Source organism: Pseudoalteromonas sp. Hal040 (genome assembly GCF_037162425.1).
Classification (GTDB): domain Bacteria; phylum Pseudomonadota; class Gammaproteobacteria; order Enterobacterales; family Alteromonadaceae; genus Pseudoalteromonas; species Pseudoalteromonas gelatinilytica.
The window spans coordinates 400,995-422,237 of sequence record NZ_JARLUU010000002.1 but is presented as its reverse complement, the minus strand read 5'-3'; the positions used below and the strand labels follow the sequence as shown (position 1 = coordinate 422,237).

21 protein-coding genes are annotated in these 21,243 nt (G+C 41.9%); 15 read left to right on the top strand and 6 right to left on the bottom strand.

Going from position 1 to position 21,243, the window contains the following annotated elements; translation table 11 throughout:
- Positions 1–7 precede the first annotated feature (7 nt).
- Complete coding sequence (locus tag P4S60_RS19585; RefSeq protein WP_337117177.1) at positions 8–1,633, top strand: di-heme oxidoredictase family protein; 1,626 nt, start codon at positions 8–10, stop codon at positions 1,631–1,633.
- A gap of 36 nt (positions 1,634–1,669) precedes the next feature.
- On the opposite strand, the gene P4S60_RS19580 is transcribed toward P4S60_RS19585, so the two are convergent.
- Together P4S60_RS19580 and P4S60_RS19575 are read right to left on the bottom strand one after the other, a co-directional pair.
- The gene (locus P4S60_RS19580) at positions 1,670–2,713 is read right to left on the bottom strand and encodes an ABC transporter substrate-binding protein (RefSeq protein ID WP_337117176.1); all 1,044 of its coding nucleotides are present in this window, start codon (positions 2,711–2,713) and stop codon (positions 1,670–1,672) included.
- Positions 2,714–2,861: 148 nt separating this feature from the next.
- Entirely contained in the window at positions 2,862–5,708 is a 2,847-nt protein-coding gene (locus P4S60_RS19575) for a TonB-dependent receptor plug domain-containing protein (RefSeq protein WP_337117175.1), read from the bottom strand.
- 310 nt (positions 5,709–6,018) lie between these two features.
- On the opposite strand from P4S60_RS19575, the gene P4S60_RS19570 reads away from it, so the two are divergent.
- Entirely contained in the window at positions 6,019–6,405 is a 387-nt protein-coding gene (locus P4S60_RS19570) for a cytochrome b562 (RefSeq protein ID WP_337117174.1), read from the top strand.
- 44 nt (positions 6,406–6,449) lie between these two features.
- On the opposite strand, the gene ykgO is transcribed toward P4S60_RS19570, so the two are convergent.
- Together ykgO and P4S60_RS19560 are read right to left on the bottom strand one after the other, a co-directional pair.
- The gene (gene ykgO / locus P4S60_RS19565; protein ID WP_337117173.1) at positions 6,450–6,587 is read right to left on the bottom strand and encodes a type B 50S ribosomal protein L36; all 138 of its coding nucleotides are present in this window, start codon (positions 6,585–6,587) and stop codon (positions 6,450–6,452) included.
- 18 nt (positions 6,588–6,605) lie between these two features.
- Positions 6,606–6,857, bottom strand: a complete 252-nt coding sequence (locus tag P4S60_RS19560) for a type B 50S ribosomal protein L31 (RefSeq protein ID WP_058584106.1) — start codon at positions 6,855–6,857, stop codon at positions 6,606–6,608.
- Positions 6,858–7,106: 249 nt separating this feature from the next.
- Here P4S60_RS19560 and P4S60_RS19555 point away from each other — a divergent pair, with 249 nt between their 5' ends.
- Entirely contained in the window at positions 7,107–7,334 is a 228-nt protein-coding gene (locus P4S60_RS19555; RefSeq protein ID WP_220095044.1) for a hypothetical protein, read from the top strand.
- A gap of 69 nt (positions 7,335–7,403) precedes the next feature.
- Here P4S60_RS19555 and P4S60_RS19550 read toward each other — a convergent pair whose 3' ends face one another.
- Entirely contained in the window at positions 7,404–11,192 is a 3,789-nt protein-coding gene (locus P4S60_RS19550; RefSeq protein ID WP_337117172.1) for a S8 family serine peptidase, read from the bottom strand.
- 235 nt (positions 11,193–11,427) lie between these two features.
- Positions 11,428–12,081, bottom strand: a complete 654-nt coding sequence (locus P4S60_RS19545) for a DUF6058 family natural product biosynthesis protein (protein ID WP_063527485.1) — start codon at positions 12,079–12,081, stop codon at positions 11,428–11,430.
- A 160-nt stretch (positions 12,082–12,241) separates the two neighbouring features.
- Between P4S60_RS19545 and dapA the strand changes: the two genes are divergently transcribed.
- From dapA to P4S60_RS19485, 12 genes are all read left to right on the top strand, one after another.
- Positions 12,242–13,156 carry a 4-hydroxy-tetrahydrodipicolinate synthase gene (gene dapA / locus P4S60_RS19540; RefSeq protein ID WP_063707789.1) on the top strand — a complete coding sequence of 305 codons (915 nt, stop codon included), beginning with the start codon at positions 12,242–12,244 and terminating at the stop codon, positions 13,154–13,156.
- Between the two features lie 106 nt (positions 13,157–13,262).
- On the top strand, positions 13,263–13,973 hold the full coding sequence (locus P4S60_RS19535) for a beta-ketoacyl synthase chain length factor (RefSeq protein ID WP_105173554.1): 711 nt from the start codon (positions 13,263–13,265) through the stop codon (positions 13,971–13,973).
- Positions 13,963–14,748 carry a lysophospholipid acyltransferase family protein gene (locus tag P4S60_RS19530; RefSeq protein ID WP_337117171.1) on the top strand — a complete coding sequence of 262 codons (786 nt, stop codon included), beginning with the start codon at positions 13,963–13,965 and terminating at the stop codon, positions 14,746–14,748. Before P4S60_RS19535 ends, P4S60_RS19530 begins: the two co-directional genes overlap by 11 nt.
- Entirely contained in the window at positions 14,745–15,002 is a 258-nt protein-coding gene (locus tag P4S60_RS19525) for a phosphopantetheine-binding protein (RefSeq protein ID WP_054554555.1), read from the top strand. The genes P4S60_RS19530 and P4S60_RS19525 overlap by 4 nt, the downstream gene beginning before the upstream one ends.
- Positions 15,003–15,027: 25 nt before the next feature.
- Positions 15,028–15,273 carry an acyl carrier protein gene (locus P4S60_RS19520; RefSeq protein WP_054554554.1) on the top strand — a complete coding sequence of 82 codons (246 nt, stop codon included), beginning with the start codon at positions 15,028–15,030 and terminating at the stop codon, positions 15,271–15,273.
- 11 nt (positions 15,274–15,284) lie between these two features.
- The gene (locus P4S60_RS19515) at positions 15,285–15,851 is read left to right on the top strand and encodes a septation protein IspZ (RefSeq protein WP_105173553.1); all 567 of its coding nucleotides are present in this window, start codon (positions 15,285–15,287) and stop codon (positions 15,849–15,851) included.
- Entirely contained in the window at positions 15,838–17,196 is a 1,359-nt protein-coding gene (locus P4S60_RS19510; RefSeq protein WP_337117170.1) for a class I adenylate-forming enzyme family protein, read from the top strand. The genes P4S60_RS19515 and P4S60_RS19510 overlap by 14 nt, the downstream gene beginning before the upstream one ends.
- A complete protein-coding gene (locus tag P4S60_RS19505) occupies positions 17,180–17,533 on the top strand; it encodes an ApeI family dehydratase (protein ID WP_063707686.1) in 354 nt (117 codons plus the stop codon). Before P4S60_RS19510 ends, P4S60_RS19505 begins: the two co-directional genes overlap by 17 nt.
- Positions 17,534–17,536: 3 nt before the next feature.
- Positions 17,537–18,274 carry a glycosyltransferase family 2 protein gene (locus tag P4S60_RS19500; protein ID WP_063707684.1) on the top strand — a complete coding sequence of 246 codons (738 nt, stop codon included), beginning with the start codon at positions 17,537–17,539 and terminating at the stop codon, positions 18,272–18,274.
- Complete coding sequence (locus P4S60_RS19495) at positions 18,274–19,242, top strand: LpxL/LpxP family acyltransferase (RefSeq protein WP_063707682.1); 969 nt, start codon at positions 18,274–18,276, stop codon at positions 19,240–19,242. The genes P4S60_RS19500 and P4S60_RS19495 overlap by 1 nt, the downstream gene beginning before the upstream one ends.
- 1 nt (position 19,243) lies before the next feature.
- Positions 19,244–20,788, top strand: coding sequence for an HAL/PAL/TAL family ammonia-lyase (locus tag P4S60_RS19490; RefSeq protein WP_285220952.1), 1,545 nt, complete (start codon positions 19,244–19,246; stop codon positions 20,786–20,788).
- On the top strand, positions 20,781–21,206 hold the full coding sequence (locus P4S60_RS19485) for an acyl-CoA thioesterase (protein ID WP_337117168.1): 426 nt from the start codon (positions 20,781–20,783) through the stop codon (positions 21,204–21,206). Before P4S60_RS19490 ends, P4S60_RS19485 begins: the two co-directional genes overlap by 8 nt.
- Positions 21,207–21,243 lie beyond the last annotated feature (37 nt).

Below are 21,243 nucleotides of genomic sequence, written 5' to 3'. Positions count from 1 at the left end.
TACCGTCATGAATGTAAAAGCAATTAAACCAATTCTATTTGCTTTCACAGCCATATTTTTAGTGGCATGTGGAAGTAAAACCAGCGATAAAAGCGCGACCGAAACGACAACACCACCACCAACAAGCAGCGAAACTGATCCAAATTATATTGATGTCGTTGCCTTGGCAGGTGATGCGACAGCCCTCGATACCAATAATTCAGGCCATGGTTTCTCTACACCTATGCCTAATTTAAGTGATTCAGAACTCGATATTCACTTAACTGGCGATGCTAATTTTGAAACATCCTTTACGACAGCCCCGAATGATGCACACCCGGAACTCGATGGTTTAGGACCTGTTTTTAATAACAATAACTGTAATGCTTGTCACCAACGAGATGGTCGCCCAAGTACTATTGTTCCAACCGCTGAACAGCAAACTGTGAAGTTAGCGAATGATGCAGGGATCTTTTTACGCGTTAGCTTAGCTGATGGCGTGTGTGAAATGCCAAGTAGTGTCAATGATTTTTGTCAGGTTACAGGCGTTGAAGGGTTTGGGGATCAACTCTTTCACCGGGGGATTTTACAAGCCCGTGAAGACTGGCAAACGCATAATTTTGGTGGCCAAGCTGATGTATATCTAAGCTATGATTACACGGAGTTTAGCTACCCGGATGGAAGTACTGTCACGATGAAAAAGCCGGTATTTACTATCGACAATGCATGGGACTCACCTGAAAACTTCAGTTTAAGTGCCCTTGCCAATGAAGATGTACGTTTTAGTGCCCGTAATGGCATGCCTGTCTTTGGTCTTGGATTGCTTGAAGCGATTGAAGAGCAAGATATTCTAGCGCTTGAAGATGTTGATGATGCCGACAATGATGGAATTTCTGGTAAAGCAAACTGGGTATTTGATGCTGTTAAGGCTCAAGCGGGTGATGAAAACCCTGTGTCACTTGGACGATTTGGTTGGAAAGCCAGTACACCATCAGTCAGACAGCAATCACTGGGTGCACTACGTGGTGACATGGGGGTAACCAACTCATTATTCCCTGAAGAAAGCATTGCTAATACATTAATGCACGAAAGTTATTTATCTCGTACTAACTATCAAGATACCGGTTCTGATGAGCAAGGATTGCCAGAAGCGAGTGATGAGTTTTCTGATACGGTCGTGTTTTACGCAGAAACGCTTGCTGTGCCAGCTCGTCGCAATGTTGCCGACGAAGATGTTAAAGCCGGTGCACGCTTTTTCAACGAGTTAAACTGTACTGGTTGCCATACACCTCGTTTTGTAACCGCAAATGGTGCCGCTTTATTACTGGGCGGTGTTGCAGCGCCTGCAGCAGTAAAAGGGCAAGAAATTTGGCCATTTACCGACATGTTGTTACATGACATGGGTGAAGAGCTTGCAGATAACCGCCGTGATTTTATGGCAACAGGCCGTGAGTGGAAAACGCGTCCGCTTTGGGGGATTGGTTTAACGAAAACAGTTAACCCAGCCGCAGGTTTCTTACATGATGGGCGCGCAGCCACACTAGAAGAAGCGATTCTATGGCACGGTGGTGAAGCTGAAAAAAGTAAGCGTGAATTTACAGAGCTTAGCAGTGAAAAAAGAGCTCAGTTAATTAGCTTTTTACAATCACTATAGCTTTAAAACCCTTTAAAAGCGCATTGTCAACGCCCTTTACAGTGCGCTTTTTGTTGACTCTAAAATAAGTGAACCAACACAAAAGGGAAGGGGATTTTTATTCGCTTTACTGAAAACGCGAAAGTTAATTGCTAAGTTATCACTGTGAATTTGTTCAACTAGTGTAAGCGTTTGTTCGTTATGTTGGCTGAAAATGGCCACTTCATGATGCATAGGTCCGGTTGCGTGTTTATTCAGTAAATCATAAATATTCACCAAAGCTAACGCCCCCAACGTAACATGACCGCCGATAGTGACGTCTATTTTTTCTGCTACAACTCTGAGTGGCCAATTTATTGCGCCAACCAATACATCTTTGCGTTTGTTTAACTCATCAAGCGCTGCAATCGCCCCTAATGCCATGGCATCGTTGGCAGCCCAAACAATATTAATACTTGGTTGATGGCTAAAATAGCCGAGGCTCTGGCGATATGCTTGTGTTGCTGACCAGTTGGCAACTGTTTTAGCGGTGATAGTAGCATTATCATGCGTTTGAACACTTTGCTCTAAACCTTGCTCTCTATCAAGTGCTGCATGGGTCGTGTAATCACCATTTATCGCGAAAATATTAGCCGCGTGCTGCGTTTGTTCTATTAGCTTATCGGCTAATAGTTGCCCCGCTTGTTTGTTATCGGGCACCACGCTACCTGCGATATTAATACCCTGATCAATCAAACGGTTTAGTTCTTGTTCTGATGGGCGGTTAAGTAAAAAATAGATGGGCGTAGAGATGTGCTTTAAGCTCAAAAGTTGTTGGGTAAGCACACTTTTCTCATCAACTAAAATCAACATATCTGGCTTTGCTTTAAGCGCCATAGCCACTAATGACTTCATTTCAATATGATTTCGGTTGGCATAATGAATCGTTAAATCGAGATCAAAGTCTTTGGCAGCGTCACGCATCAACTGCGACACTTCAAACCAAAATGGGCCCGTGACATTGGTATCGGCATGACCGGGGTTTATAAAAATAATACTTTGCTTAGCAAAAACACTCGGTAAGCAAAATAGGAAGATAGTGAAAAATACCGTTTTAAGCATAGTCTTATTAGGTTAAAAGGTTTATAGAGGAGAGTATAGCTTGAATTGTCAGGTTTTAAGTAAATGATTGGAATCGGATAGTTTTTAATATCTAATAGAAAAAGGGCTGCACAAATGTGCAGCCCCAAGAGAATCAAATATTTTACGATTAGAAATCGTAAGATAGTCTTAAGTAGCCGAAACGACCGATGTTGTCGTAACTTGCACTACCAGAACCTGTACCTAACGTACCGTATGGAAGTTTGCGGTTGAAGATATTATCTACACCCAGCTTCACACCAAAACCATTTTCAAAGTTATAACCAATTGTTGCATCAGAGATAACGTAAGTACCAAATGTCATTAAGCTATTTGGATTCGGGTTATCTGCAAGTTCTTGGTCAGTGTAAAGGCTTACTTCATCTAGATAACGTGTATCAAAGGTTGTAAAGAAGCCATCACGCTTATAAGAAATTGAAAGGTTTGCTTGCCATTTCGCTTCGCCAGTTGTGCCTGCGTACTCATAGTAGTCGCTCGGTTGGTCTTGGAATGGGAAAGTTTTACGCTCGATTAAGTACGTACCAATTAAACGTGTTGAGAAGTTGCCTTCTAGTGCATCAAAGTCATAACCTAATTCGAAGTCAACACCTGATGCTTCTTGACCAGACACGTTCAGAACTGAGTTTTGAATAAGTGTAATTTCATGTGAGCTGCTATCACGCGTGATCAAGTTACAGTATTGGTTATTAATACCACCTTCTGCATCCACACAGCGGTCAAGAATGTCTTGTGAACCGATGGTTGAAATCGCGTCTTCAAGCTCAATTTTCCAGTAGTCAACTGTCACTACTGCGTTTTCAATGAATGAAGGTTGGTAAACAAAACCAATTGTTGTACTGGTTGATTCTTCGCCTTTCACATCTCGGTTACCACTTACTAAACCTTCAAGGGTTTGCGCATCGTAGTCTGATTCAAAATCAGCAGGTACACCAAGGGCAGCACAGTTCGCGCGGCGAACTTCTGAGTTTTGTAAATCATTTAGGTTGTCAGCTAAACACGGATCGTCAACACTGTAGAATGTTTGGCTTGGTGCACCAAAGATTTCGCCAATGTTTGGCGCACGAAGTGCTTCAGATTGCGTTGCACGTACACGTAGTTGGTCGTTAACTGTCCAGTCTAAACCAAGTTTCCAGCTTGTTGCGTTACCAATTGTGCTGTAATCAGCGTAACGTACCGCTGTATCGAGTACTAAGTCTTGTACAAGTGGCAAGTCAGCAAGAAGTGGGATTGATGCTTCGAAGTAAATTTCGTTTACGTCAAACTCACCTTTGTCTTCGCCAAGCGCGTTAAAGAAGGTACCGGCTGCGTTGTCTGGCTCTTTAGTTTCGCTTTCTTCTTTACGGTATTCAACACCCGCTGCAAAACCAATGTAACCAGCTGGTAATTCATAAATTGCTGAATTTGCAAGTGAAGCAGACACAACTGTTTGGGTAATCTTTGAAGTACCTACTGAAACAGTATTGATGTAATCAATCGCTTCTTGGCTTGGTGCACCGAAGCCCATGATATTAACAGGTACACAACCTTCAGCACGCGCTTCTTCGTCGCGACAAACAACATTGCCTGAACCATCATCTACAGCATCAAGGGCATTGTAGTAGTTTGCCATGATCATGTTAGCGCCATTAACACGCTCTAAATCAGTTTGACCATATACAACTGACGCATCTAATTCCCAATCTGTGAATACAGTGCCTTTTAAACCTGCAACAAAACGAGTCGTTTCACGTGTATTGTCTTCAACACGACGACCTAAATCAGTCATCATGCGGTTAACCATGATTGAGCTAACACCTTCTTGTTCCATTAGTTCTTTAACGCTTGAATCAAGGTAAGGGTTATCAATCTTGATACTGTTATTTGGGTTAAAGAAGAAGAATGCTGGCTGACCAATGCTCTGACCTTCGCTATTTACGTATTTAGCTTCAAGATACGCATTCATGTTTTCTGCGATATCATAGTTCGCTTTGAAGTTAATGTTGTAGCGTTCAAATTCAGGTTGAATTTGGTTGAACTGTGCTAGGTTAAATGAATCACAGTTAGCACATGCAAGGCCATCAACTTGGTCGCCAATGTTAAGTTCACGATAAGTACCATCTGGGTTAAATGAATTTACAAAGCCATTACTTAGCGCGAATACACCTGCGTTATTAATCGCATAGTAGCCTGCATTTGGCGTATAAATGTAGTCAGGGAAAGCAGGGTCATCTTTGTTTTCTGCTGTTTGCGCAGTGTTGCGCATATTGCGGTAAGAGCCATCAGTCCAAGGGTGGTCTAACGCATTTAAAGTATCTTGGCCAGAATACTCAACAGAGAATGCCACGTTACCGCGGTCATTATCGAAGTTCGTGCCGTAAGAGAATGTTGCTTTTTCGTTGCTGTAATCGCTTAGGTCAGATTCGCCTCGAGTAACACTCGCGCTAAAACCTTCGATGTTCTTTTTAAGAATGAAGTTAACTACACCTGTTACAGCATCGGCACCGTATACAGCTGATGCACCACCTGTGATGATTTCAACGCGCTCAACCCATGTGCTTGGAATTGTATTTGTATCAACTGATTGAGAGCCTGCAGAGCTAGAAACGTGACGCTTACCATTGACAAGTACCAGCGTACGGTCAGTACCCATATTACGTAAATCAAGAATGCTTAAACCCGCAGTACCGATGTAACGGCCAGAGTTTGAAAGTGAAAACGTATTACCAAGAGCTGGTAATTTATTAAGCGCTTCACCGATATTAACAGCACCAGTATTAATTAAGTCATCACCACTGATCACGGTCACTGGTGCAGGTGCAATTGCGCCTTCACGTAAAATACGAGAACCTGTTACTTCGATACGGTCGATTGTTTGTACACCTTCTTCATCAGCAGCAAATGACTGACCCGAAATTGCAAGTGCAGATGTGCATAGGGCAAGCTTAATACTCGCACCTAAGATGTTATGTTTTTTCATAGTTTCACCTGTTAGTTATTATTTTATCCCTTAAAGGGGTGTTAACAAATGTTCTCAAAATGTTAACGGAATGCACTTTATCATTGTCCCTATTTTTTGCAAACAAAAACTACGTATCAATTTGTACGCATCTAATTTTAATTTAAACAGTGTGTTAGGGTTTGTGCGGGGTTTGGGTATATTTTGTTTGTTGCGAAAATGTGATTGCAGAGTGTTTACTTTGTTGTTGTATTCGGTATTTTGCAGATAGTAGGCTTATGCAGCGTTTCGCTTTATAATGGGCGCATAATTTATATTTGGTTGAGGGTGTATGAGAGCCATTTTTATTAGTTTTTTAATTGTTTTTTCCAGTCTGAGCGCGGCCAACAATATTGATCTTGAGGCCAATATGAAAAACATGGGGCTTGCTTATAAAAACTCAGTACGAGCAACTGATTTAGCCACCTTTAATACCGCTATCGATGAATTTATCGTGTTGTTAGAGACAGCCAAAACAGCTGATTTTAAACAGCACAAAACGGCGTCTTTAGAAGGGCTTGATAAAGTCATAAATCAAGCAAAGCAAGCTAAGCAACTTGCAACGACCCGTGGCCTTGAAGCTGCAAAAGCGCCGCTTAAATCTATTGATGAGCTACGTAAAAAATACCATGAGCTACATGAGCCGCCAGGTTTTTGGGAGTTGTTATTTGGTAAGTAAAGTTAGCTTTACTTTAATTTTAAAAAGGTGCCGTGGCACCTTTTTTAACGCTTTTTCTTTTTACCCTGAACTGCCTTCAAGCGCGGATTGTCTTTATTAATAACATAGACACGACCTTTACGCTTTACGATTTGGCAGCCAGAGCGGTTCTTCGCGCTTTTTAATGAACTTAATACTTTCATGTTCTTTCCTTATAGAAACTATTTGCTCGCTAAGTTTTTAAAACGACGATTAAACGCAGCAACACGGCCATCGCTTGCAACGGCTTTTTGCTTACCGGTATAAAACGGGTGTGAATCGCTTGATACGTCAATTGGCACATAAGGGTAGGTTTTGCCCTCAAGTTCAATCGTGCGCGAAGTTTTGATTGTCGAACCAATAATAAAATAGCTGTCTGCCGCTGTATCATGAAACGCGACTTGCTGGTAATCAGGGTGGATATTTGGCTTCATAATGCACCTATTTGTTATGTGATAATGTAGCGATTATAGGGTGGTTGACTATTTAGATCAAGATAAAAATGATTCTTATTTATGTTGGTTTGTTTTAAATTTGTCCAAGCTGAGCAATCAATAAGCAGTTAGATTTAAAAAGCTGGATATTGTCGATAAGGCTGTTATAACTAGGTATGCGTGCTTATTTTAAAGAGGGATATGGAAGTGAATGATAAAACTAGCCGTGAAGAACTAGATCAAAATGTAATGAACACGCTTCGCGATAAAGACCATTCTGTTTTAGCAAATCATGTAGACACCTTGTCGTGTACTCACAACGATATTATTGAGTTGTTGGCACAGTATTTAGCACTGAGTGAACAAGATGATGATGAGCGTTTCGATACCTGGTTTGATAATCTAAGTAAAGAGCAACACACCGTTGTGAAGACTTTCGAAGTGTATCGTGGTCAGTACGAGCATTTAGATTCTTAATACTTGATCATGTTGTTTTTACATGAAAAAAGCCACCCGAAGGCGGCTTTGCTGATTAGCGCTAACTAATTAATCTAACATGTAAGCTCGCATGGTAATTTGCTCAGCTTGGCTTGAACCATAATCAGAAACAATCGTACGAATATGGACAAAGTCACCGACGTTGCCAGTATTAGGGATAGTAGCCACCCATTCACCGTCAATGTGTTCAACCTTTGCATCTAACCAGTTTTCGCTTGAGAATTTCGTTGATACAGGGCAATAGATATAACCAGGCACGTTAGCAATCGTACATTCTTGGCCGTACGCATATTGGAACTGTACATCTGCCAGCGCCACTTCACCTACACCGTCAAGTAAACCTGTTAACTTAACGTGAGCTGCTTCACCTGCTTCACCTGCTTTCATGCTGTTGTTAATATCAACTGGTAAATCAACCATTGGCACTAAAATTGGCTGAACACCTTGTTGCTGTTCGTCAGCCGTAAATGTATAAAAGCCTTGGTAAAGTGAACCTAGCTTATCATTTATCGGAGAGCGCTCACCGACACCGCGAGCATAAGATCGCATTTCTAAGGTAATTTGATGAGAGCCCGGTTCAAGGGTTAGACTACCTTGGTAAGGTGAAACAGGTTCACCATCAACAGTCAGACCGAAAGCAGAGCTACCCATGTAGCCGAACGTGCCATCGTGGTTTGATGCATCACCGAAAGATGCAAGATTAAAGTGTAGCAAGTTTGTATCGCGACGAATTACTGGTGAACCACTGCTGCCTAAGCTACCAGCTCGAGGGCCCTTAAACCATGTAGTTGTCTCTTCAACACCTGGAGTCATAGCACGTGGCCCATCAAAGTATGCACCAGCGCTTTCAATACGATAATTTGGCATGACAATATTCGTCCATGCATTCTTCGTTGTGGCAGTGTAATACTCTTCACGAACGTGAGGTAGCATGATCATTTGTGTGCTACCTGTTGAGTAGAATTCACCTGTACTGTTGGTCATTGCCATAACATCAGTCCATGCCGGGCGCTCATCATTTTGCGAATGGTATGAAGCATTGATTTTATGCATTTTATGTTCAGCAAGGTTGATTTGACCAGATTGAATATGGCCATCCGTAATATGATTGATAGAGTAGGCATAAGGTGAGCGCTCTGCTGCAACACCCGACCAGCTAACCTGGTTATTACCAGCTTCAATTTCAGCCATAAGCATTTCACCTTGCTCAGTACTGATACCAATTACAGGTATTTTGGGTGTACCATTGATGGTGCCTTTATAACGGCCAGCGCGTGTAGGGCGATAGAAAATTACACCAATGGCACCTTCTTGCATCGCATTCCCTACCATGTATGACGTTAGATAGTTAGGATTTGCAATTAAGGCAATTTTGCCTTCTAGGTCAAATTGGCTCCAATCTGTATTATAACCGGCATCACCAACAGGCACTACTTCAGCAGAGCCTTCACCATGGAATGACAGTGCTAAGCCTTGTTTGATGTAGTCAAACTCAACACCATTTTGCATTTTTACTGTTGTCTCTGGCGCAACTGCACGAGTAGTGATAAATGAGCGAAAACGATCATCATGACCTTGAGACCATGCATACATATTGCTAACGTAATCAGGTGCCAATTCAATTGCTGCTAATTTAGCTGATTTTTCGTCATCTAACGCATAAGTAAAGCCAAAAGAGTAACCTTGAGGGTCCAGAGGCTTGTCTGCCTTAAACGTTACTTGCTGTGCGGTACGTGCATCTAAATCGAGTACTGTTGCGCTGTCAATTTTACGCTTGAGTACCGCCATTTGTGCTGCAGAGTCAACTAGCCCTGAATTTGATTGCGAGTTATCAAATGTCATGATGTTGGCAATAATAGTGTAGTAACCAGCAGGTACTTTTGTAGACGCCTTACCACCATTTAGTCTTAAAAGCTCACCCCAGTCATCTTCTTCATTGATTAGATATACCTTTGATGGAGCACTTGCACGATTTCCCCAACGGTCTGTTAAGTTAACTGTGAGTGATACTGTTGGTTGATCTATCCAAAATGAGACAGGAACAACAATCTGATCGTTTGTGTTATCAGTAGAAGTACCTGTGATGCGGCCAGTAATTGCACCGTAAGCACCTTTTCTTAATGCGACAGAGGGATCAATCCACATTGGGACCTCAGCGTCACCATTTGCTGGAATAGTAATTGATTTAGTATCAAGTCCCGCTAATGTTGCTGGTAGCTGTGTTTTGCCGTCTTCACCAATTAAATCAAGCTTTAATTTTAGTGTAATATCGCGATTTGAAATGTTTTTCAACGTAACGGCGGTTTCAGTGAACGCATTGTTTTCTTCGAATCCGAAATAGCCAAGCTCTCTATTCGGCGGAGCAATAATAACCTGATCGATAGCACGGTTGATATCCATCGGACCTGCACCTTGCTCAAGTACATGCGAATCGGTTACAGTTACGGAAGAAGTTAAAACTTCTTTCACTTGCTGGGGTGTTAAATCTTGACGCGCTTGCATTACGATAGCGGCACCACCTGCGACGTGAGGTGCAGACATTGATGTACCTGAATACACGCGGTAAGCCGTATCACCTAAGCCACCTGATGCCGCCGCAACAACAGCCACACCTTGCGAGGTAATATCCGGTTTTGCTGAGTGACCATCTGGCGATGGGCCGCGTGAAGAGAACGATGCGGTATTACCGTCACGATCAATCGCACCAACAGTTAATGCACTTGGCGCACAACCCGGTGAACCAATCGTCTCGCGCGTAAAGCTATTACCCGCAGAGATAACGAATAAAGCCTGTTCACTTAAGGCTTCAACCATATCGACAAGTGGGCCGTCACAGGCTGTTGCCGTACCACCTAGCGACATGTTAACGATATCAGCTTGTTCAGTCATTACTGCCCAAACCATCCCATTTAAGATACCTAGCGTCGAACCACCACCATTATTACCAAGCACTTTACCAATGATAAGGTCCGAGTTTGGAGCTACGCCAACCCACTTACCGTTTGATTCGTGGCCGTTACCGGCAACGGTTGCAGCCGTGTGTGTACCGTGACCATTGGTATCATCAACACCGTTAGATGAATATGTGAAATCACGTGACGCAATAACACGGCCTTGTAAATCAGGGTGCTCAATATCATAGCCTGTATCAAGTACGGCAACTTTTACACCTGTACCGGTATAATTAATCGCTGATGCACCATATGCACCCGTTAGTGGTACGGTTGGTGTTAGCGTATCTGAACTTGTTACTTTATGAGTATGCACCATTGCATCAAGCCACAAGCCTTCAACATCGGCTTCTGCTGTAAGTGCAGCCCATGTTTGTGCTACATCTGCTTTTTTAAGTGCAAATGCAGCACTGTCAATAAGCTCAATTTCATCTGTTAAAGACATCCCCGCAAGTGTTTTAGGTACGGCTGGACCTGCCAGAGTTCCATCGCGGTATTCTACAATTACCGGCAGGGCATCTGTTGAAGCATCATCGTAGCCAGATTCATACAATTTATTGATGTTGAATAATTCTAAATCAATCGCTTGAGAATCAATTAGCGCTTGTGCCTGAGCAGGAACAACATACGTATTGTTGCCACGCTTGAAAATACTTGTAATCGGCTCTGAGCCATCTGAAGCTAACATGCGAATGCCGCCTAACTTGCCGTCTTTATTGACAACGGCTGACACTTTATCCCCGGTGATCAACGTGAATGTAAGAGCATCCGCTTTACTTTGTTGTGTAACGAAGGATTCTTCTGCCGCTACTGGCTGGGCAATCGATAAGCCGAGCATGGCTAAGTAGGTCGCCTTTAAGCGGCCTAGTCTTGGAAAAGGTTTCATCTTTTCATCCTGTATTTTGATTTAGTTAGTTTGGAAGAATTGAGTTATTGCGAAGTGTCAAAACAACAAATATGACAAGTCACATAACTCAACTAGACCAATCTATCTATCAAGTAGATGAAAACCTACAAAACAAAAGTAGCAAATTGTATTAACCTATTTATAACAAAATAAACACTATTGTAACTTTGTGCGGTTATTCAGTTGCGCTTCATTTAAAGCGCAAAATGAGCAGTTATTTTACCGATAGGTCGTATTTTGCAACGACATCATCAATATAACGATGGCGCAAGGTGTTTTTACCTTCGTTGCCCGTACCATGGCTTAACGCGCGGTTCATTAATTTGAGTGCCTTATGTAAGCTTTGGCGCTCTTCTACGCTTAAACCTGTTTTAGTGCGTAGTTCAGTAATATCATCAATTAATAACTTAGCTACGTCGAGCTGTACGGCTTCTTCAACTAAGCCATTTTGTGTGAGCACACCGTATTTACTGCATAAAAACTGTTGCCAAACTTGCTGTAAGTGCTCGTCAATTTCACTGCCAAATAATTCTTCATCGATAGCAAAGCCTTGCTCAGCAAGCTTACTGAGTTGATTTGAATATTGCTGAGCAAAATAATTAAACGCTTGGCAGGATGAGCTTATGTCATGTTTGATAATTAATTGCCCCCAACTAGCGGCACCACGAGGGTAATAGTCTTGATATTCTTCGCATTGATAAATGCCCGAATACGAGCTGCATTCTAATTGGCTCTGCAAACAATAACTCGGTTTTGGAAATAAACTACTTTGTTGCCATGCCGATAGCGTTTCCTCATCAATTGAGAGGGTATGGCACAGCTCTTCGGTAGTATAAAAGTAGGTTGCCAAAAATTTTGAAAGTTGCATTATCAAATACTCACAATAAACACTGTTAATTTATACAGTGTTTGATTTTGGCTTAACTTTGATTTTTTCTCAAGTATTTTTATTTATTGCATCACACTACTCGGAAAATGCCCGTGTTTATGATACAACTAGCGCAAATTTTCCAAACATTAAAAAAGTTATGCGCAACCTAGAAACAATTAAACAAGCAAGTTTGATCACCGCTATAAAAACACCTTATTTAACTAATGGTGAAATTGATCTTGCATGTTATGACGACCTTGTTGAGCAGCAAATTGCAGCTGGTGTTGATGGCATCATTGTGGGTGGGACCACAGGTGAAGGCCAATTAATGAATTGGGAAGAACACTTAATGCTAATTGCTCACAGTGTTAGCAAATTCTCGGACCGTTTATTAATTGTTGGTAATACAGGTAGCAACAATACGCGTGAAGCAATTAAAGCAACCGAGTATGGTTTTGCCACCGGTATGGATGCAGCCCTGCAAATAAACCCATATTATGGGCGTACGTCGCTGGCGGGTGTGAAAGAGCACTTTAACCGTTTACTTGATATTGGTCCTGCGTTTATCTACAACGTCGCAGGTCGTACAGGCCAAGATTTAACACCCGATATCATTGAGCCACTTGCGAAGCACGAAAACTTTATCGGTGTAAAAGAGTGCGGTGGCAATGAGCGTATTGCTCATTATGAACAGCAAGGCATTGCTTGTTGGTCAGGTAACGATGATGAAGCGCATGATGCAAGGCATATTCATAATGCGCACGGTGTTATCTCGGTTACATCAAATATCATCCCTGGCTTATTCCGTCAGTTGATGGATGAAAAAAATGATGCACTTAATGCAAAACTACAGCCACTTATGGGCTGGTTATTCTGCGAGCCTAATCCAATTGCAATCAATACGGCGCTGATGATGACAGGCGCGGTAAATCCTGTGTTCCGTCTTCCTTATGTGCCACTTACACGTGCACAGCAAGAGATCGGTTTAGGTTACATTAACGAACTTGATATTGCTGATATAGTTGGTGAAAAAGCACAACTTTTAACCGAAAAAGACGTTATTTTACGATAAAAATGAATGAGTGCTTAATTGCGGCTGTAATTAAGCACCATTGTTTTACTTTTTTGTAGCTAATAGGTAAAATTAGCAATCGTTTGGCGTTATAAGAATAATATTTGTGAAATTTGTTGTTGATAATTTGTGTTTATGGGTTGCACCCGAGCAACAAATAGCAGAATTAAGCCATCTCAATATTGCTGACCTTGATTTAAGCTGGGTTGCACCGATGCAGCGCCGCCGCTTAAGCCCGTTTATGAAAATGGCGCTTCATACTATGCATCAAGCGCAAGGCGAGCATCAGCAGCTAGCCGTTAATTTTTCATCTCGTCATGGCGACTTACCAAAAACAGCGCAATTGTTACATTCACTCGTCGAACAAGAACCGCTATCTCCAACCGCATTTGGTTTGAGTGTACATAATGCTGCAACCGGATTATTTTCGATTATTGCAAAAAACAAAGCCCCAATGAATGCTATCGCTGGTGGCCAAGACAGCATTATTTCAGCCATGATTGATGGTTTTGCTCGTGTTCATAGTGGTGTAGAGCAGCAAATTTTAATTGCCCATGCCGAAAGTGTATTACCTGATGAATACTTACCATTTAGCGACGAGCAACAAATTGCTCATAGTGTATCGTTCGTATTATCAACAGCGCAGGCCGGTAAGCCGTATTTTGAATTAACAAAACTTCCTGAATCAGAACATACTCAAAGTGACTCGTGTTTACCACTGAGTTTGCAATTAGCAGCTGCTTTAACAAGCAAAGGATCACAATCGCTGCTTTCACATCAACAATCAGCTTGGATGCTACAGTACCATGGCGACTAACGTTTACATTAAGTTGAATAAAATTTGGCGGGTACTGGCAACCGGGTTTTGTTTTTCTGTATTTGGCTTTGGCGGTATTGTACTCACTTTGTTGGTTTTGCCTTTACAACGTTTATTTGAACCTTGCCAAGCGAAACGTAAGCAAAAAGCCCGTTTAACGGTTCACTATAGTTTTAAATTCTTTGTTGCCTTGATGCATTACACTGGTGCTATCCATTTTTCTGTGCAAGATAAACAGAAATTTCATGATCTTAAAGGGCAGTTAGTACTTGCCAATCACCCTTCATTAATTGATGTTGTGGTGCTGATATCTGTGATTAAAAATGCTGACTGCGTGGTCAAAGCACACTTATTTAAAAATCCATTTATGCGCGGTGTAATTAAAGGCACAGGTTATATTAGTAATGAAGACCCACAAGAGTTACTGAATGATTGTGAAGCATCACTCGCTGCTGGAAATAACCTGATTATCTTTCCTGAAGGCACCCGCACAACCCCAGGTGAACAGTTAACATTTAAGCGTGGCGTCGCGAATATTGCTGCGCGTTGTAAAGCCCCAATTACTTCAGTGCTGATTAGTATGAAACCCAGTACTTTGACCAAAGGCACACCATGGTATTGCGTTGCCGCAACAAAAGCGCATTTTGAGATGCGCTTTGCCACTGACCCATTTACGTTTGACAACACATTTAATAATGAACAACCCGCCATGCAAGCGCGACAATTAACCCGTGATTTGCAACATTACTTTTCAGAGGAACTCAGGCACCTATGACTGAACTAAAGAACAAAATAAAACAATTAATCATTAGCAGCTTAGATCTTGAAGATATTACCGTGGATGATATTGAAAATGACCAACCTTTGTTTGTTGATGGTTTAGGCCTAGATAGTATCGATGCGCTTGAGCTTGGCTTAGCCATTAAAAAAGAGTTTAACGTTAAAATTGACGCAAACTCAGAACAAACAAAAGCCCATTTTGCATCGGTAGATGCATTGGCAGAATTTATTAACCAACACCAATCATAATACAGACTTAGAAGTAGGAATAAGCATGAAAACCGCTGCTGACATTTACAACGTTTTACAGGGCATTTTAGTAGATGAATTTGAGATCGATGCTGATGATATCAGCCTAGATGCGCACCTGTATCAAGACCTAGATCTTGATAGCATTGATGCTGTTGATTTAGTTGTAAAACTACGCGAAATTACTGGTAAGAAAATTGAGCCAGATGCATTTAAGCAAGTGCGTACTGTGCAAGATGTTGTAAACGAAGTAGAAAAACTCGTTTCATAAACAACATTACTATGCTCAAAGCGATAACCACAACACTGCTCTTAGTATGCTTATCTTTATACCCATTTATTGTGTATTTTGGATTACAGCTTATCTCAATAAGACAAGTGAGCTTGGTACTAATGGTATTGTTAGGCTTAAGGCTTTTACTTAGCAAAAAGTTACTGAAATCTATGCCATGGATAAAGCCAGCCTCTATTTTGGCTATTATCGCATTAGCAACAACGCAGTTTTTTAACAGTGATCTGGGTTTAAAACTTTACCCCGTTATTATTAATACGGTAATGGCAGTAACCTTTGCTTATTCGCTGAAAAGTGGCCCAACAGTCATCGAAAGCTTTGCTCGAATTAAAGAGCCCGAGCTTGATGAAAAAGGGGTTAATTACACGCGCCAAGTTACTAAAATTTGGTGCGCGTTTTTTATTATTAATGGCAGTATTGCGTTATACACGAGCCTATTTACTTCGTTACAGACATGGACACTGTATAACGGATTAATAGCCTATATTCTGATAGCTCTCTTAGGCCTTGTGGAATGGCTTGTTAGACAAAAGGTTAAAAGTAATGGTAGCGAGTAATCTGAAATTTCACCCAGACGCTGCATTTGTTGTTGCAGGACAGCCAATAACACATACACAGTTTTTTGCTGATATTGCGGCTTATCAAAGTAAACTCACAGCATTGAAAGCTGGCAGCCATGTAGTGTTATTTCACCCCGATACCTACCAATTTGCAGTGCGCTTATTTGCTTTAGCGTGTAGTGGTCATAATGTTATTCTGCCACCTAATGGTCAGCACGAAACTTTAAGTTTATTGCTTGCTCAGTCTGCTTTTTTTGCCGGCGATGCGACCAATATCGATGACGATGTGCTATTTACCAACCTTGAACATAGTCTTGGTCACACGCCTTTACAAACTAACCGTTTACAATGGCCAACAAACACAGCTGTTATTTTTTATACGTCAGGCTCATCTGGACAATCTAAACCGATAGTAAAACCGTGGCGGGTACTAAACCGAGAGCTTGCAGTATTATCAATGTCATTTGACTTACCTCGTCAATTTACGTTTTTAGCAACCGTTTCGCATCAGCATATCTATGGTTTATTGTTTCGCTTATTATGGCCGTTGGCGAAAGGTCATATTATTGATAGTGAACAAATTCAGTATCCTGAACATATTGCGCAAAGGCTAGAAAATATTCGTTATGCAGCGCTCGTTTCAAGCCCTGCACAACTCGGCCGTTTATGTGCTGATAACGTGTTAATTCCTGAGCGCGACAAAATTAAGTGGATTTTTTCCTCTGGTGGACCACTCAATAATGAGCATGCCGAAACTTTATTTAACCAGTTAGCTCGCCCTGCTACCCAAGTATTTGGTAGTACCGAAACCGGCGGTATTGCTTATCGACAAGTTACACAGGCAGCGGTTGATGTACCATGGCAGCCGTTTAATGGTAATTATTTGTCGTTGAATCATGAAGGGCGCTTGATGCTAGATTCTGCGATTTTAGAGCAATCGAATTTCCCTTTAGATGATAGAGCACTCGTTCATAAAAATGGTCAATTTAAACTGTTGGGCCGTATAGACAGAACGATAAAAATTGAAGAAAAACGTTTGAATCTAGATGAGCTTGAGAGTTATCTGCAAAGCCATGACTGGGTAAAAGAAGTAAAAGTGGTGGTTATTCCAGCTAAGCGCGTGCAAATTGGCGCGGTGGTTGTACTCAGTGATGAGGCTACTAAGGAGCTTGAACAGCAGGGTAAACTGGCAGTTAACCGCGCTTTACAAGCGTACCTCTCAAACCGCTTTGAACGTATTTGCTTACCACGCAAATGGCGCTATATCGATGCACTTCCTTTTAACAGCCAAGCTAAATTAAGTTTAAAAACATTGGAGCAGTATTTTGCCAAGCCTGAATAACGTAACCCCAGAGGTGGCCGTTTTATCACAAACAGAAACTAGCGTGAGTTTAGCGTTAACCATTGCGGCTGATTTAGATTATTTTCGCGGCCACTTTCCTGATGCGCCAATTTTAGCAGGCGTAGTACAGCTGGATTGGGCAGTGAAATATGCTCAGCAATATTTGGGTTTTGGCAAACTAGTACAAGATTTAGAAGTGTTAAAGTTTCAGGTAGTAACAACCCCCGATATGACGGTAAACCTAACTCTTGAGCGCAATGCAAAAGGTAAATGTTTGTTTAGCTATCAATCGGACAAAGGCCAGCATGCGTCTGGTCGAATTGTATTTTGTGATTAAGCCATGAACCAGTTTTGTATTGTTATTCCTAATTACAATCACACCCATGCTATCGCTGCAGTACTCGATGAGCTAAAAGCGTTAAAGCTGCCGATAATCATGGTTGATGATGGCAGTGACGCAGATGCCAAGCAAGTATTTTCAGAGCTTGACGCGCAGTACGATTTCTTAACCTTGATTCACCATGCTCAAAATCAAGGTAAGGGTGGCGCAGTTCAAACTGGGTTGATGGCTGCCTACCAGCAAGGGTTTAGCCATGCCATTCAGGTTGATGCCGACGGCCAGCATTCGTTAGCCGATATTAGTAAGTTGATTGAACTGAGCAATGCATCACCTAACAAGGTGATCAGTGGTTGTCCTATTTATGATAGCTCCGTGCCTAAGCATCGTTATTTGAGTCGTTACATCACCCATTTTTGGGTTTGGGTAGAAACGCTCAGCTTTGATATTGTTGATTCAATGTGTGGTTTTCGGGTTTATCCCTTAGCAGCCGTTGAGCATTTAATGACAAGACAAACACTTGGCAAGCGCATGGACTTTGATATTGAAATTTTAGTCAGGCTTTATTGGCAAGGTGTTAAGGTCACGTTTTTGCCAACCCAGGTCATTTACCCTGAAAATGGTGTATCTCACTTTCGAGCTTTACATGATAACGTGGGAATTTCGTGGCTGCATACGCGTTTATTCTTTGGCATGTTGCTACGCTCACCTAAGTTACTTTGGCGTAAGGTGGCTGGCTAATGGCTGTAAAGCACTGGTCAAAAATGCAAGAACGAGGCAATCGCTTAGGCATGCAGATATTGCTTGTGTGTTATCGGGTATTTGGCCGAAAAGGCTTGTGGTTGGTGTTGTTTCCGGTGGTATTTTATTTGTTTTTAACTGGCAAAATTGCCCGCCAAGCGTCTCATGCATTCTTAACCCAAGCGCGTAAGGTGAATGGCAATAGCAAAGCTGTTACTTGGCGCGATAGCTTTCGTCATTTTCGCTGCTTTGCAGACAGCGCTTTTGACAAAATAGATGCCTGGCTTGGGCGAATTCATCAACATAATATTCTTTACACTAACGAAGCCCTTTTTAAACAACTTGATGAGCAACAGCAAGGAGCTATTTTTATCGGCTCGCACCTTGGCAACCTAGAGGTATGTAGGGCCCTTAGCCAACACCGAAACAGTAAAACGATTAATGTATTAGTGTTTACACATCATGCGGTTGAGTTTAATAAATTACTGAAAAGTATTAATCCGGATGTCGCGGTAAACCTCATTCAAGTAACCGATCTTGGCCCAGATATGGCAATTATGCTCAAAGAGAAAGTAGAGCAGGGTGAAATTGTGGTGATTGTCGGTGACAGAACCAGTACCACCACCGCAGGAAGAGTTATTGAAGCGGACTTTTTAGGTAAGCCAGCCCCTTTTTCACAAGGGCCATTTATTTTAGCTGCGCTGTTAGATTGCCCAGTGTTTCATCTGTTTTGTTTAAAAGATAAAAAACCAAATGGCGAAACATGTTACCGCGTGATTTTTGAAAAATACGCCGACAAACTCGTTTTACCCCGTAAAACGAGGCAACAAACATTACAACAAATTGTTAGCGATTATGCGCAAAGGCTCAGTTTTTATGCTGCGGCCTATCCGTATCAATGGTTTAATTTTTATGATTTTTGGCAAAATGACGAGCAAGTGTCTCGTAGTCAAAACAAGGAGAACTAAGGTGTCAGAGCACTCGACTACCGTATTTGGCCAACAGCGTTTATCAATCGAAGATATTGTTCATATTGCATTAGAGCAAGGTGCTGTAGCGTTAACATCAGACCGTCAATTTGCGAATAAAATAGACAGCGCCGTCGCGTTTTTAGATAAGTTGCTTGAAGATGATGGCGTGATATATGGCGTTACCACAGGTTATGGCGACTCGGTAACCGTAAAAGTGCCACTTGATTTAGTCAATGAGTTACCACTGCATCTTACTCGATTCCATGGTTGTGGTCTTGGCGATGTGTTTAATCAAGCCCAAGGGCGCGCTATTTTAGCGACCCGTTTAACCTCGCTTTCGCAAGGGTATTCTGGCGTTAGCTGGGAGATGTTGAATTTATTACGTGACTTTTTAAATCACAATATCGTACCGGTGATCCCGCAAGAAGGGTCAGTGGGAGCCAGTGGTGATTTAACGCCGCTTTCGTATGTAGCTGGTGCTATGGTTGGCGAGCGAGATGTTTATTACAAAGGCGAAATTAAAAACAGTCTAGAGGTGATGCAAGAACTTGGCTTAAAGCCATTAAAGCTGCGCCCGAAAGAAGGGCTGGCAGTCATGAATGGCACGGCCGTTATGACAGCTTTGGCATGTCTTGCTTATGATAGAGCTGATTATCTAGCCAAACTGACCAGCCGTATAACAGCCCTTGCAAGCCTTGCATTAAAAGGTAACAGTCATCACTTTGATGATATTTTGTTTTCGGTGAAGCCACATCCAGGGCAGCAGCAAGTAGCTGCATGGATCCGTGGAGACTTAAACCATGTAGAACACCCGCGTAATGCTGACCGCTTACAAGATAGGTATTCAATTCGCTGTGCTCCACATGTGATTGGTGTTCTGCAAGATAGTTTGCCGTGGTTTAGGCAAATGATTGAAAATGAACTAAATTCGGCAAATGATAATCCAATCATCGATGGTGAAGGTGAGCACGTACTGCATGGTGGTCACTTCTATGGCGGTCATATTGCAATGGTAATGGATAGCATGAAAACTGCTGTTGCTAATTTAGCCGACTTAGCCGACAGACAAATCGCATCCTTAGTTGATACGCGCTATAACAATGGTTTGCCTTCTAATTTATCGGCGAGTAATGATGAACGTCGTTACATTAACCATGGTTTTAAAGCGGTACAAATTGGTGCCAGTGCATACACGGCTGAAGCATTAAAACTAACCATGCCAGCAAGTGTGTTTTCTCGTTCAACAGAGTGTCACAACCAAGATAAAGTGAGCATGGGAACCATCGCTGCACGAGATTGTTTGCGTATATTGCAGCTTACTGAGCAAGTGGTTGCAAGTACCTTGCTTGCAAGTATTCAAGGTTTGCGTTTACGTATTAATAGCGGTGAGCTTGAATTTGCCAGTTTAACCAGTGATGTACAAAGTATGTATCAAGACATTAGCGAGTTTTTCCCGCTGCTTGATGAAGACCGTCCTCTAGAGGCTGTTCTTCGCTTTACGGTTGACGCTATTCAAACAAAACGTTGGAGTTTATATGCATAGTAGAGGCTCGTTGTTGAGCACTCATGTTGAGATTGAAATTCCTTTTCATGATTGCGATCCAATGAATGTGGTATGGCATGGTAATTACCCGCGCTATTTAGAAGTCGCGCGGTGCGAATTACTGCGTTTGTTTGATTATGATTATGTGCAAATGCAAGAATCTGGCTATGCGTGGCCGATTATTGACATGCATATTAAGTACGTCGGCTCAGCTTTGTTCACACAAAAAATCCGCGTTGATGCATACTTAAAAGAATATGAAACACGATTACGTATCGATTACGTAATCACTGATTGTGCTACAGGTAAAAAGTTAACCAAAGCAACGACTATCCAAGTTGCGGTTAATATAGAGAATAAAGAAATGCAGTTTGTTTCGCCGCCTGTACTACATGAAAAACTTCAAAAGGTGATTTAATGCGATTAAGCGTGTTGTTACTGAGTGTGCTAGTTTT

Excerpts from the sequence above, each read along its gene's own strand:
- P4S60_RS19495 (WP_063707682.1), top strand. The coding sequence starts at position 18,274 with ATGGCTGTAAAGCACTGGTCAAAAATGCAAGAACGAGGCAATCGCTTA.
- P4S60_RS19545 (WP_063527485.1), bottom strand. The coding sequence starts at position 12,081 with ATGCAACTTTCAAAATTTTTGGCAACCTACTTTTATACTACCGAAGAG.
- P4S60_RS19510 (WP_337117170.1), top strand. The coding sequence starts at position 15,838 with ATGGTAGCGAGTAATCTGAAATTTCACCCAGACGCTGCATTTGTTGTT.
- P4S60_RS19555 (WP_220095044.1), top strand. The coding sequence starts at position 7,107 with ATGAACACGCTTCGCGATAAAGACCATTCTGTTTTAGCAAATCATGTA.
- P4S60_RS19500 (WP_063707684.1), top strand. The coding sequence starts at position 17,537 with ATGAACCAGTTTTGTATTGTTATTCCTAATTACAATCACACCCATGCT.
- P4S60_RS19550 (WP_337117172.1), bottom strand. The coding sequence starts at position 11,192 with ATGAAACCTTTTCCAAGACTAGGCCGCTTAAAGGCGACCTACTTAGCC.
- ykgO (WP_337117173.1), bottom strand. The coding sequence starts at position 6,587 with ATGAAAGTATTAAGTTCATTAAAAAGCGCGAAGAACCGCTCTGGCTGC.
- P4S60_RS19520 (WP_054554554.1), top strand. The coding sequence starts at position 15,028 with ATGAAAACCGCTGCTGACATTTACAACGTTTTACAGGGCATTTTAGTA.
- P4S60_RS19560 (WP_058584106.1), bottom strand. The coding sequence starts at position 6,857 with ATGAAGCCAAATATCCACCCTGATTACCAGCAAGTCGCGTTTCATGAT.
- dapA (WP_063707789.1), top strand. The coding sequence starts at position 12,242 with ATGCGCAACCTAGAAACAATTAAACAAGCAAGTTTGATCACCGCTATA.
- P4S60_RS19525 (WP_054554555.1), top strand. The coding sequence starts at position 14,745 with ATGACTGAACTAAAGAACAAAATAAAACAATTAATCATTAGCAGCTTA.
- P4S60_RS19515 (WP_105173553.1), top strand. The coding sequence starts at position 15,285 with ATGCTCAAAGCGATAACCACAACACTGCTCTTAGTATGCTTATCTTTA.
- P4S60_RS19580 (WP_337117176.1), bottom strand. The coding sequence starts at position 2,713 with ATGCTTAAAACGGTATTTTTCACTATCTTCCTATTTTGCTTACCGAGT.
- P4S60_RS19485 (WP_337117168.1), top strand. The coding sequence starts at position 20,781 with ATGCATAGTAGAGGCTCGTTGTTGAGCACTCATGTTGAGATTGAAATT.
- P4S60_RS19575 (WP_337117175.1), bottom strand. The coding sequence starts at position 5,708 with ATGAAAAAACATAACATCTTAGGTGCGAGTATTAAGCTTGCCCTATGC.
- P4S60_RS19585 (WP_337117177.1), top strand. The coding sequence starts at position 8 with ATGAATGTAAAAGCAATTAAACCAATTCTATTTGCTTTCACAGCCATA.
- P4S60_RS19570 (WP_337117174.1), top strand. The coding sequence starts at position 6,019 with ATGAGAGCCATTTTTATTAGTTTTTTAATTGTTTTTTCCAGTCTGAGC.
- P4S60_RS19530 (WP_337117171.1), top strand. The coding sequence starts at position 13,963 with ATGGCGACTAACGTTTACATTAAGTTGAATAAAATTTGGCGGGTACTG.